The sequence below is a fragment of the Alicyclobacillus sp. ALC3 genome (genome assembly GCF_028751195.1).
Taxonomy (GTDB): domain Bacteria; phylum Bacillota; class Bacilli; order Alicyclobacillales; family Alicyclobacillaceae; genus Alicyclobacillus_L.
Window position 1 is genome coordinate 904,054 of record NZ_CP066784.1, and the last position, 12,320, is coordinate 916,373.

Below are 12,320 nucleotides of genomic sequence, written 5' to 3' on the forward strand. Positions count from 1 at the left end.
CGCGAGATATGCAACATTCAACGACCATTCATTTTTCGTGCTAATGTCAGAGGCGTGACAACCAGAATCATGAAGAAAGAGAGGTGAAAGAAACCATGAGTGTAAATGCGCTTGGACTCTTGGCGGTGTTCGGCGGCGCGGCCATTGCAAACGAACTAGCCACCACACCACGCCAACAGCGATTGGTGGACGTGGCCATCAGGGGATTGAAAGACGGCCTACGCGAAGCGACCAAAAAGCAATAGAGGTGTCTGGTACGCCGGTAATCCAAAAGTCACTGTCAGAACGCAAAAGTGGAGCGGGGACGCCCCCACTCCACCTCAGCGTTTCCATGTCCTACAGCAATGTCATCGCAGTCTTGCGTGACGCTGCGTCGTTCAATGGATGAAACGAGACTATGTGGCTTCCGCACAATACCACTACAAAGTCTGGAACACCGTTCTTTGTGCCAGCTATAGCCCGACAGCCCGATGGAACCCTCCACGGGGCTGTCATGACCTTGTTGGATAACATGCCGTCACCCCCTTCGAAATCGTACACGCATGCAACACCGCCTGCAATCTCAAGTTAACCGACGTCCGTGTCACTAGCGACGCGAATCAAGATGTTTACAGGCGAAGGAACTCAATTGATAATGACCGTGGAGGTGAGAACATCATGGGACATTCAAGTTTGATTCACTGGTACTACGTCGCAGGTGTGGCAACGCCGATTGTTGGTGTACTTGGATTCGTGTTCCTTGCCGCACAAAATATATTGATGGGGCGACAATTGCGCGTTTCAAGAGAGCAATTCACCCGCCAACTAGACATCCAGCGCCGTGGACTCATGCCGTTGCCTCGGATGGTCATTGATAATTGCACTGACGATGAATCAACCGAGTACCTAACCTTCAAGGTCACCATTTTCAATGACGGGATGGGTCCTGCGCGAAGCGTGAGACTGTACGTAGAGTCCCTGGACGGTGAAACGGTGGTAGATACCCAGTCTATCCCGCGCCTTGCTATTGGAGCTAACACTTCTGATTCGCAGTTTGGTTTCTTCAGTCCTACCACGGATATCCGAGTCACTGCATTCTGTAATGACTTGCTAGGATACAGTTATAGAACCATATGGATCGCACGAAGAGAGTCCTTACTCGAAATTCACGAAACCATTCTCGCTGAAGCGTGAGTAGACAGGTGATGATATTCACTCGTGCTCGCCCCTTGCGACAGCGTCCCCGACAGTCCCATTTTCTACTTAGCGCGGCACCAATCCTCCGAACAGTCTCAACCGAGACTTTTCAGTTCGGCCTCGACAAACACAAACTGTTCCTGGAGTTCGCCTAAAGCAGGCATCCACCCCAGCGGCTCTCGACGCCAAAACGACGGAAACAACCCGCGCACGCGTCACATTCGGCGGGACTAACATTCTCTAACATCTTCGCATGTACGCAAGAACTTCAACATTTCTCAACAATGATGAAGGGGCGTCGTTAGAAGCACACTGCTCAACGGCGTTCCTCCACCACTTCGTTTATCAGCTTCAACTGTTCCTGCAACTCTGGCATGCTGAGTGTCCACCCGATTGTGTTGCCAGAATGGATCGATGTCTCCATGCGGTCTTTCAATTGCAGTAAAGCAGGCATGGACATGTTCATGTACCGTCGCTTGTGTTCCTCAATTTTGTCCGCTATGCGCTGCTTAGACTGATTCATGTGCTGCTGAGTGTGCGCGGTTGTTTCTATGAGCCACGGCACGACCGTGCGTACTAAACGTTCTGCGCTTACAAACGTACGATGGGCGCCACGACCTGATGAGCGAAACGGGCATACGTATGGACGCTGGCCTGAACCAGTCTCTAATCCTGTATGCTCATCTTGTGCGTTGCGGAACAAGCCTCGGATGAAACTGTCCTGAACTGCCTGTAAAACATCCTGGTTGGCGTCAATCAATGCGCTCTCTTCGGCCCATATCGCTTCTACCTGGGCTCTCGTCAACTCTTGTGTGTCATCCGTCACCTGTCCAGACGCGACGATTCCGGCAGTCTCACCTTCGTCAGAATTCTGCCGAGGCTTGAACTTGTTACGCTCTATTTCCTCTGCGTACCCAAGCGTTGCAAGCCGTCTCAGAACGGGCAGTGTGTGACTAGACGCTGACTTGTTGGGATACCCCATTCTGCGCCCAAGAGACAGCGCAGTGACCCATCTATCACCCTGACACTCTTGTCTGAGCGCCAACAACACCGCCTGCTGATTGGCAGTTAAGCCGTGAACGTCGTCATCCTGTGCGGTTTCAATCGAATCCACGGTTGTGTCCGCGACTTCCATATCCTCTTCAAATTCGATGAGCCCAGACGGGCCACGCTTAGCCAATTGCCCCCGCAGTTCTTCGACCAAGGCACGCAGCCTTGTGTTCTCACTGCGCAGAGTAGCCATTTCGGCACTTGTGTTTTCTTGTGTATCCTCGCCAGGTGCGTTCTTGCCAAAGTAGCGGCTCACACGACGCCCATCTACCGTCTTTGTGCCGTAGTAGTAAGGCCCGTGCCCGCGTCCTTCTGCGCACACCTTACAGCCATTTTTGCCGCACTTGCGATACTGCGCGACAACACTCCACCCGTCGTGTTGGATCGCCACGTTCACACCTTCATGTGTGCGTCTTGTATGTTATCAGTATATCTATATCACGTGGGAACATTCAAGCTTCCATCCATAAAATGGTTGTCACGCAGTACAGAAAGTGCAATATTTAGAAAGAGGGGTGATGAAATGCTTACAAATATCCTTTACGTACTCTTTCTAATGGCTGTCATCGGCTTCATTCTATGGCTTGGATTTGCCCGACTAATGAAAAGAAGCGTAGAGTATCAGAATAGGGCATTTCGTTCCGGAATGCATGAAGTAGATCAGATGGACGGTCGCACCTTCGAAACGAAGTTGGGTCTCCATTTTGCCCAACGGGGCTTTGAGGTCGAGACCACACCAACATCCGGTGATTACGGAGCTGACCTCGTCCTCACCGACGCAAACGGAAACCGGACCGTAGTTCAGGCGAAGCGATACAGTGGGGCTGTGGGTGTCAAGGCTGTTCAAGAAGTTTCTGCAGCACGAGCAATGTATGGGGCTACTGGTGCAATCGTCATCACAAACTCACACTTCACGAAGAACGCGATGATCCTAGCCGCCAATACTGGGGTGTATCTGTGGGATAGAGAACGGTTGATCGATGAGTTCAGTCTAAATACGGGCTCTGCAAACACCCTATAACAGCCAGACAACGGATGCATCATCGACGTTTTCCTCTTCTGGCATGCTATGTGTATGTCTATGTGTGAAGGGTCAACGGACACCCCGTCGCTCTCACGATCGCGCGTTGCATCAAAGACTACACCATTCCAGAGGTCGCTAAAAGCGCCCTCCGCAAGCAACTCTTCATCCCTGATGTAAATTTGAACAAAAATCTCCCCAAGGGGTGACAAGTGGTGCGGGGTTCTAACAGAAAATATGTGTCTCCGAAATTCACCTGCTGGTCGTACCACGCCATGTCTGAGGCAACTCAAAATGCAATTGAAAAAATAAAGAAAAATACCAGACATGGTCAAAAACCCAACTTCCCGTGGAAGAGCGCAATCGCCTGCTTTGTCATTCTGATACTCGCACGATTCATCATTCCACTGCCGGGAGGTTCTACAAGCACGGGCAACATCGAAACCATTTATATAGCCGTATTTTCTTTCGAAGGAGCTATAAGTCTTGGATTGATAGCGGCAGCCCAACTAATTAGCCAAATCCAAGTTACTCTCATAGTCGTTTTTTGGGGGCGTTTAGTGGAAGTTGGATTCATCCGCAACTACACAGGCGAAGTGGATGAAAAGGGCTCACCAATCCCGTTCCTGCTGTCCAAATCTGAGAAGGACAGGTACTCCATGGCCGTCCTGACCAGCAAAAACGTGGGTTCTGGCATTGTCTTGTTACTAGGTTCAATCATTGCGTTGCCAATGTCAATTTGGCTCTCCACCCGTTGGCAAATTGCTGTCTTGGTCATGTATCTGTTTGTTGTAATAATGACTCTAACATCATTGCTTTGGATAACAGTTCTCGCCTACTTTGAAAGCTTCACTACACGAGTTCTCCGGACGCTTGTGGTGAAGCACCATAGGTACGAGAAATCAAAGACATGTCCCCAATGCGCGCTATCAAACCGCGCCTACCTTAAAGAAATGACGGGGTATGTCTCGACACATGAATAATTATGCCCTCTGAGGCTTGACGGTATTAGACTCGAGCGAACATTATCCATGATTTGTCGTCTTGTTCCAAAACTCTGAACTTGAGCTTCGTGTAGAACTGAACTAGCCGCTCTCGTTCTTGGGAGACTCTCTCATTAGTCCAACCCTCTGTGTTTTTGCTAGGGGGTTGAGCAATCAACAATACATATCGAACCCGAAGACGTTTTAGCCATTGGACCACTTGCTCCATGCAGGTTTTACCCACGCCACGGCCGCGTAACTCCGGTTTGATCTCAATAAGTTCAATGTATGCCGTTGGCTCTTCTCGTTTGTTCTGGGTGTTTAGCCAACTACTCAAGGTCTCGTAGGCAACTTGGCACTCTCCCGAGTAGCAATCCGCCGCGTCCCCCAGACCATCATGCACTTGTCGAGGGTCCAATATCGTTACTAACGCCTCTCCAATTTCCGACTCGTCATACATGAAACTGACCCTCATCAGCACTACACAGCAATTCTCGTCCCAGGTGGCATTGACCTCGGAATAGATCAAACCTGGTTCTATTGAATCACTTGCCGGTACCGAATCCCTATCTTCGAATTCGTACATGTCCTTATACTCCTTTTGCAAAGCGGTATCAATCCGTCTTGCCTCTCATTGCGTGTGATCTTCGCCCTCACTTGCAGTCGCGTTTTGCTTCAGATTTGGTTGTCGCGTTCACTCTTGTCCCGCATCCGGGAGTGGCCCATTTGGTGCCCCGGTTTTGGAGTCTTGAAGTGCGGCGTCCAGTGAATCAACAGCCTGTCTCGCCAAACTGCGATGCACATGTAGGTAACGGTTAAGCGTCATGGTCGCGTTCGCATGCCCCAACCGGTCGCTCACGGTCTTGATATGGACGTTTTCCTCAAGTAGCAGGCTCCCATGCGAGTGGCGAAGGCTATAGAGAGGCATGGGCGGCAATCCGGCCCTGTTCAGGACCGTCTTCAGGTGTTTACGCACCGAACAGATGTCTACAGGCGTCCCACGATGCGTTGTAAACACGAAACCGTTGTCCTCCCACTCGTCCTTCAGGACCCAACGAAGCCGTGCTTGTTCTTCCCTGTGCGCGCGCAACACGTCCGCGAGTAAGCGCCCGATGTCCAACTGACGTCGCGACTTTACGGTCTTTAGGTCAGTTAGTTCCCATCCACCGCCAGGTTTCTTCTTGTGTGCCTGACGAATGTTCACAGTACGCGCATTAAGGTCGACATCTGCCCACTTCAAGCCGAAGGCTTCTTCTGGGCGTGCTCCGGTCAACAATAGGAATGCGAACACGGAATAATATCGGTCAGATTTCGCGGTCTCGAGAAATTGCAGGCTCTGCTCCTTATTGAGGAATGGCCTCTCTGCCGTGCGGTCGCGTGGCTTCACAACGTCTTCCATGGGGTTCTTAGCGATGTATCCGAGTTGACGCGCTTTGCGCAGCGCCTTCTGCATGATGAGGGCCACCATGACTGCGGTGCGCGTCTTTCCATCTGAAGCGATGCTGTTTATGAGTTTCTGGCACTCCATGGCATTTAATGTGGTCAGTTTACGTTCTCCGAATGATGGGATGATGTACTTCTTCACTCGGCGTGTATCTTCGACGTGACTTATCGCGCTTACCTCGTTACGGTGATAAACCTCAAGCCACTCATTAATGTACTCCGCAACTGTGGACTTCGATAGTTGCACAGAGTCCCCTTGGTCACGCCGATTCTCGAGCTCAAAGGCAAATTTCTGTGCCTGACGCTCGGTACCGTGGAATGTCCGTCCCACTTGTTTATCGTTGACGAATACCCGGACCAGCCATACGTCCTTCCCCTGCTTGTCCTTCCCTCGATGCTGCAAGGTGGCCACGCTACAAACCGCCTCCTCATGGGCTGTCCAACTGATTTGCACTCAGTATAGGTAAATATATGGCAACGTACAATGCACGAACTGCGCCGTGACTAGATCAAAACTAGATCAGATACCTCATATATGCGCAGAAAAGGCCACCCATTAAAGAGTGACCCTTCCCGCTAACCCTTGCTACTATTAGGTTTTCCTTTGGTGAGCCATGCTGGACTCGAACCAGCGACACCCTGATTAAAAGTCAGGTGCTCTACCAACTGAGCTAATGGCTCATGCCCCAGTCCCCACATGAGTGACAACGCGATTCAATATACCACACATTTCGTCTTCCCGCAAATCAAAAGACGATGGTCGCCTCCACGAAACGCACGTGGAGGCCCGAACGTCTGCCACTAGTACTGAATACGCGGGTCGACAATGCCGTACAAAATGTCTGCTAAGAGGTTCCCAAGCACAGTAATGACACCCAAGAACACAATCACACCCATGATGATGGGGTAGTCGCGCTGATTAATGGCATCCCAGTAGAGAAGACCCATGCCCGGATAATTGAAGACTTCCTCTACGAACAGGGCCCCGGCCAGCATAGCGGGTAGAGTCATGCCGAAGAGTGTGATGAGCGGCAACACCGAGTTCCTCAATGCGTGAACGAATACAACGCGAAACTCTTTGGCGCCCTTCATTCTCGCCGTACGAACATAGTCCTGGAGCAACGTTTCCCTCGTCGAGGACCGCATATACCTCGCCCAGGCCGCTAGTGACACGAGGAACAGGGTGGCGATGGGCAGTACTAGATGATTCGCGTAGTCTAGGAATCCTTGGTTCGCGACATTGCTGTTCACGATGCCCCCGGAAGGAAACCAGTGCAGGTTAATGGCAAAGAAAATAACCAATAGAACCCCCAACCAGAACTGCGGCATCGAGTACAGAAAGTAATTGATGACAGTCGCCACGCGGTCAAAAACGCTGTCTTGATAATACGCCTGGAGAGCACCGAGCAGAACGGCAAACAAGTGTGCCGCCAGCACGGCAACCACTACGATGGCCAACGTGTGCGGTAATGCCTGCAAAATCATCTTTGTTACCGGCGCGTTGTACACGTACGAGTAGCCCATCTTTCCCCTGACTAGATTACCAAGCCAAATTACGTACTGGTCGAAAAGCGGCTTGTTTAATCCAAACTGTTTGTTCAGCTCCGCCGCCCTCTGAAGCGTATAATGATTTCCCAGCAAGATGCGCGCCGGATTACCGGGCACGATGTGTATCAACACAAACGAAATCACCGTGACTCCGATGAGGGTAGGGATTGCCTCCAAAATCCGGCGAACGATGTACATTAGCATGCAACGGCCCCCCTATACCCACTTCGATTGCCTCATGGCTCAAGCCTTGCGGGTCTCAATGGCATCGCGCATACCATCGCCGACCAGGTTGACTGACACCTGCGAAATGAGGATGGCGAGCCCCGGTGGATAGATAAGCCACCATGAGTTCTGGAAGATGTAGTTCATTCCGTCGTACAGCATACCGCCCCAGTTCGGCGTCGGGGGTGGCAACCCCAAGCCAAGGAAACTCAGTCCTGCCATGATGAGGATGGCATCGGCCACTTGCAGAGTAGCGGTCACGAGAATTGTGCCAATAAAATTTGGCACAAAATATCGACTCATAATCCGCCACGTCCCGGCACCCAACGCGTGTGCAGCTTCCACGTACAGTTGGTTCTTCAGGCTCAAGACTTCGCCTCGTGCCAAACGACTGACACCCAGCCACGATGTCGAGGCAATGACGAAAATCATGATGACCAGATCGGGTTTGAACGCGACATTTAAAAACATCAAAATGAAGATGCTCGGAATGGACAAAAAAATATCAACAATTCGCATCATGATGGTGTCTGCCCAACCACCCAGCATGCCGCTAATCATGCCATACAGTGTCCCAAACACAACCGCCACAAAGGCCGCTGCGAAACCAACTTCCAAGGAAGACTGCCCACCCACCATCAGTTGAGCGAAAACGTTGTGCCCTAAACTGTCTGTGCCAAGTGGAAACCTCAGCGACGGTGTCGCAGCTGTGTCAAGGATGTGCGGATTGGTCGCACTGTGTCTGTAAATCAGCGGACCCACGAACGAGAACAGAACCAGCAACACCAACATCAACAGGCCAAGCTTGGTTGTCCACCCTTGCCAAAAGCGCTGCAAAAAACCTGGTCGTTCGCTGATGTCGGTCATGTTCCTCTGCGCATCGCGCAGCGCTTCCTGGTTTACCATTGGGTCTCCTTTCATCCAGGGCGTGCAAGGCACGCCCTGGAATCAACCGCATCAACGGAGTTCTGGAGTTATCTGCTTATGACACCCACCAGTACTGCATCTGTGGCAAGCCAGCGGAACCATCCAGGTACTTCATCACGTTATGCACTGTCGGCGCCGTGACATAGAGAATAGCGCTATTCTGGCCCCAGAGGAACGGCAGAATCTTGGCGGTATAGTCCTCATAGGCGAAGAAGTGCTGCATTGTCTGTTGTTGTGTTGCATATGGCTGATGCGTCGCGGCAATCAGAGCGTCCTCTTGCGCGTTGCTAAACCCTGTGCCACTCGGCGCACCAGTGGCAAACAACTGACCTCCAGATGGATAGAAGCCCGGTCCGTTGTAAATCCAACCAGATCCAGACGCGAGGTCCCACGAGGTATTCGACGGGCTACTGGTCGTGCTGATGTACGTACTGAACTGTTCAGGCTTCAGAGCGACTTTGACACCAATCTGTGCCCAGTCATGCTGCATGAGTTCTACGGAATCCGTAGTGGCAGTCTGTCCGCTAGGATATATCATGGTCAGGTCCATCTTCTGGGTGCCCTTTGTCATCACACCGTTGACCTCATGCCACCCGTGCGACGTCAGCAATGCCTTGGCCTTCTGCAGGTTGTATGGATACGGGTTCTTTTGCAACGTCGGATCGATGAACTGCGTGCTCGGCTGTGTTGGAATTGGCCCATCGAGTGGGACAGCGTATCCCTTGTAAATGTGCTTCGAAATTCCGACGTTGTCCATGCTCATCTGCAAGGCCTCACGGACATACAGTTGGTCAAACACGCTCTTCATGGGAGATTTTGGCCACATGTTCATTTCAGTCCAGTAGATACCAAATTGGTAGACTGGATTGACTTTGTATCCCTGTGAGGTCAATGACCCTTTAGACCCCAATTGCGTCGGGTCGATGTAGCCGACATTCACGGTACCGCTCTTGATAGCCGCAAATTCGGATGTGGATGACGCTTGATACCCAAAGACGACTTTGTTGACAAGGCTCTTGTGGCCATCGTAGTTCTTGTTCGGGACCAGCACCCAAGACTGGCTCGGATTAGCGCTCTGCGGTTTGAAAGGGCCGTCCACGACCGAGTCGAACATCAGGTTCCCTGCGTGTTGGCCAAGGTACGTGAGTTCCTGGGTCATATTGCTCTTGACATCCCAGGCATGCGCCGGCATCGGAGGCAACTGAATCAAGCCGTTGTATTCAAACCACTGCTGGTTCGCAGGTTTCTTCAACGTAAAGGTCAGTTCGTAGTTGTTGTTCGCCACTACGCTCTGAATGCCGTTCGGAATATCACCTGTACCGGCGCCAACAAATGGCCACGGCGTTGGTGCGTTTGAAGCGGAAGCGGCCTTGACCACGTTCCACGTGAACATCACGTCCTTGGACGTGACGGGTACTCCGTCCGACCAGTGCCACTTCGGATTCAAATACACGTGATACACAGTGCCTTGCTTGTTATACGTAATCTTTTTAGCAATAGAAGATTGCCAGTTGATTGTGTAGTTGTTGTTCATCCACAACAGCGGCTTATACATTTGTACAACCAATTGGCTGTTATACAAGCTGTCGTCTGCCGCGTTCGTAATCGGCAAAAACCAGTTCAGATTCGTCTGTGGCGGAAGCGCATAGTCAATGGTTCCACCGGCCTTTGGCGTCGCGGCACTCGTTCCCGTGCCCGTCGTGCTGTTGGTCGAATTACTCGGTGAGCTCGTTCCGCAACCGGCAAGCAACATTCCGAGTCCAGCAGTGGTAGCAACCACCGCAGCAATAGATTTGGTCAATGCCATCCATAGATCCCCCTTTTACCTATCGTTCGTATCGTGCTTCACATTCAGCAAAACGCCACCCTATCCCCTTGTCGCGCGAGTTGTCGCGTTTACTTACGCGACCCGCGATGCATTCCCCCTCTCCATGTGTTGCATTCCAGACTACGCGTAGTGACAAGCCACAAGGTGGCCATTTGTTACCTCGCGCCACTCGGGAATTTCCTGCGTACACCTTTCCTGCGCTACAGGACAGCGTGTGTGAAACACACAGCCTGTTGGTGGATTGGCTGGACTTGGCAGGTCACCCTTCAAAATGACTCGCTCCCGTTTGAGGGTAGGGTTTGGGATGGGCACTGCCGACAACAGGGCTTTCGTGTACGGATGAAGTGGATTTTGAAACAACTCGTCCGATGTCGCCTGCTCGGCCATGTGGCCCAAGTACATCACGAGGACGCGGTCGCTGATGTGCTTGACCACCGACAAATCGTGCGCTACGAAGATGAACGCCAACCCGTACTCCGCTTGAATGTCTTCGAGGAGGTTAATCACCTGCGACTGCACAGACACGTCCAAAGCCGCAACGGGTTCATCCAACACCATCAGTTTCGGATTGAGAATCAGCGCGCGGGCGATGCCGATACGCTGGCGCTGTCCTCCAGAGAACTCGTGTGGGAATCGGCTTGCATAAGACGGATCTAACCCGACGCGTTCGAGAATAACCTTTACCAGGCGCTTACGCTCACGTGCGTCGTGAACACCGTGAATCGCCAAGGGCTCGGTCAGTGTTTGCTCAATCGTGTAACGCGGGTTGAGGGAGGCATACGGGTCTTGGAAGACAATTTGCATTTGCCGGCGCATGTTTCGCATCTGGCTCTTCGACAACTTCCGGATGTCGACGCCATCAAACTGGATATCTCCGTTGCTAGGTTCAATGAGACGAAGGATGCTGCGGCCCATGGTCGACTTTCCGCAGCCGGATTCTCCAACCACACCGAGGGTTTCCCCCGCGTGAACGTGGAAAGAGACACCATCCACTGCACGCACAGCCTGCGATGTGCCGCCAAGAAACCCTCGGCGAATCGGAAAGTACTTTTTCAAATCACTCACTTGCAACAGTGGTTCACTCAACGGTGCGCACTCCCTCCGATTCATTCAACCAGCATCTTGAAGTATGACGGTCATGTACGGTAAATAGGCTCGGAGCTTCATCGACACACTGCTGTGTAGCGAACGGACAACGCGGTGCGAAGTGGCACCCCGTCGGCATCTTCGTCAAGGAAGGAACGGTACCATCAATCGGCTGGAGTCGCTGTTTGGAGGTAGCGTCAATCTTTGGGATGGCGTTTAGTAGCCCTCGAGTATACGGGTGTTGGGGTTCGAAGAAGATTTCTTCGACCGTACCCTCCTCCACGATTTGACCAGCGTACATGACAGCGACGCGCTCACACGTCTCGGCAACGACACCAAGGTCGTGCGTAATCAACAGCGTTGAGGTCCCGAAGCTTTCGGATACTTCCTTCATGAGTTCGAGAATCTGAGCCTGAATGGTGACGTCCAACGCAGTTGTCGGTTCGTCCGCGATTAATAGACGAGGATTACACGCCATTGCGATGGCGATCATAATGCGCTGCCGCATGCCACCGGACAACTGGTGTGGGTATTCTTCGAGGATTTCTTTGGGCCTCGGGATGCCGACCTTTTGGAGCATCTCCAAAGACTGATTGAAGGCCTCGCGGCGTGAAACGTCCTTGTGCAGGAGTATGACCTCGGCAATTTGCGCTCCGATTTTGTAGACCGGATTCAGTGACGTCATGGGTTCTTGAAAAATCATGCTGATCTCGTTGCCGCGAACTTCTCGCATGGCGTCCTGTGGAAACGTCAAAAGGTCCTTGTCGTCGTACATCACCTGTCCGCTAATCCGGGCCGACCTTGCGAGCAGTCTTACAATCGCCAGCGAAGTCACGCTTTTACCACACCCGGACTCGCCGACCAACCCCAAAGTCTCACCTGGCCGAATGTAGAACGACACGTCGCGAACCGCGTGAAAGTACGTCCCATTGACGTTGAATTCCACATTTAATGATTTGACATCTAAGACGTTAGCCAATGGTTTGCCTCCTACGAAGCCCGCATTCTTCTAACACAAAAAACGACAATCAAT

The 12,320-nt window shown here is 51.9% G+C and carries 12 protein-coding genes and 1 tRNA gene; 4 read left to right on the forward strand and 9 right to left on the reverse strand.

The features are described 5' to 3' along the window. Positions 1 to 95 precede the first annotated feature (95 nt). Together JC200_RS04315 and JC200_RS04320 are read left to right on the forward strand one after the other, a co-directional pair. Entirely contained in the window at positions 96 to 245 is a 150-nt protein-coding gene (locus JC200_RS04315) for a hypothetical protein (RefSeq protein WP_274434940.1), read from the forward strand. A gap of 412 nt (positions 246 to 657) precedes the next feature. After that, on the forward strand, positions 658 to 1,173 hold the full coding sequence (locus JC200_RS04320; protein WP_274434941.1) for a hypothetical protein: 516 nt from the start codon (positions 658 to 660) through the stop codon (positions 1,171 to 1,173). A gap of 319 nt (positions 1,174 to 1,492) precedes the next feature. Here the strand turns inward: JC200_RS04320 and JC200_RS04325 are convergent, their stop codons facing one another. Further along, on the reverse strand, positions 1,493 to 2,617 hold the full coding sequence (locus JC200_RS04325; RefSeq protein WP_274434942.1) for a DUF6788 family protein: 1,125 nt from the start codon (positions 2,615 to 2,617) through the stop codon (positions 1,493 to 1,495). 132 nt (positions 2,618 to 2,749) lie between these two features. Between JC200_RS04325 and JC200_RS04330 the strand changes: the two genes are divergently transcribed. Continuing rightward, on the forward strand, positions 2,750 to 3,247 hold the full coding sequence (locus tag JC200_RS04330) for a restriction endonuclease (RefSeq protein WP_274434943.1): 498 nt from the start codon (positions 2,750 to 2,752) through the stop codon (positions 3,245 to 3,247). 215 nt (positions 3,248 to 3,462) lie between these two features. Beyond that, a complete protein-coding gene (locus JC200_RS04335) occupies positions 3,463 to 4,230 on the forward strand; it encodes a hypothetical protein (protein WP_274434944.1) in 768 nt (255 codons plus the stop codon). A gap of 25 nt (positions 4,231 to 4,255) precedes the next feature. On the opposite strand, the gene JC200_RS04340 is transcribed toward JC200_RS04335, so the two are convergent. The 8 genes from JC200_RS04340 to JC200_RS04375 form a co-directional block, all read right to left on the reverse strand. Beyond that, positions 4,256 to 4,816, reverse strand: coding sequence for a GNAT family N-acetyltransferase (locus JC200_RS04340; RefSeq protein WP_274434945.1), 561 nt, complete (start codon positions 4,814 to 4,816; stop codon positions 4,256 to 4,258). 108 nt (positions 4,817 to 4,924) lie between these two features. Beyond that, entirely contained in the window at positions 4,925 to 6,085 is a 1,161-nt protein-coding gene (locus JC200_RS04345; RefSeq protein WP_274434946.1) for a tyrosine-type recombinase/integrase, read from the reverse strand. 193 nt (positions 6,086 to 6,278) lie between these two features. Continuing rightward, positions 6,279 to 6,354: transfer RNA gene (locus JC200_RS04350), tRNA-Lys, on the reverse strand. Between the two features lie 120 nt (positions 6,355 to 6,474). Beyond that, positions 6,475 to 7,425 (reverse strand): ABC transporter permease, encoded by a 951-nt coding sequence (locus JC200_RS04355; RefSeq protein WP_274434947.1) that lies wholly within the window; start codon positions 7,423 to 7,425, stop codon positions 6,475 to 6,477. Between the two features lie 39 nt (positions 7,426 to 7,464). After that, positions 7,465 to 8,352 (reverse strand): ABC transporter permease, encoded by an 888-nt coding sequence (locus JC200_RS04360; RefSeq protein WP_274434948.1) that lies wholly within the window; start codon positions 8,350 to 8,352, stop codon positions 7,465 to 7,467. A 76-nt stretch (positions 8,353 to 8,428) separates the two neighbouring features. After that, positions 8,429 to 10,180, reverse strand: a complete 1,752-nt coding sequence (locus JC200_RS04365) for a peptide ABC transporter substrate-binding protein (RefSeq protein ID WP_274434949.1) — start codon at positions 10,178 to 10,180, stop codon at positions 8,429 to 8,431. A gap of 141 nt (positions 10,181 to 10,321) precedes the next feature. Further along, positions 10,322 to 11,287: an ABC transporter ATP-binding protein gene (locus tag JC200_RS04370; protein ID WP_274434950.1), complete on the reverse strand. Its 966-nt coding sequence runs from the start codon at positions 11,285 to 11,287 to the stop codon at positions 10,322 to 10,324. Next, positions 11,280 to 12,266: an ABC transporter ATP-binding protein gene (locus JC200_RS04375; RefSeq protein ID WP_274434951.1), complete on the reverse strand. Its 987-nt coding sequence runs from the start codon at positions 12,264 to 12,266 to the stop codon at positions 11,280 to 11,282. The genes JC200_RS04370 and JC200_RS04375 overlap by 8 nt, the downstream gene beginning before the upstream one ends. Positions 12,267 to 12,320: the final 54 nt, after the last annotated feature.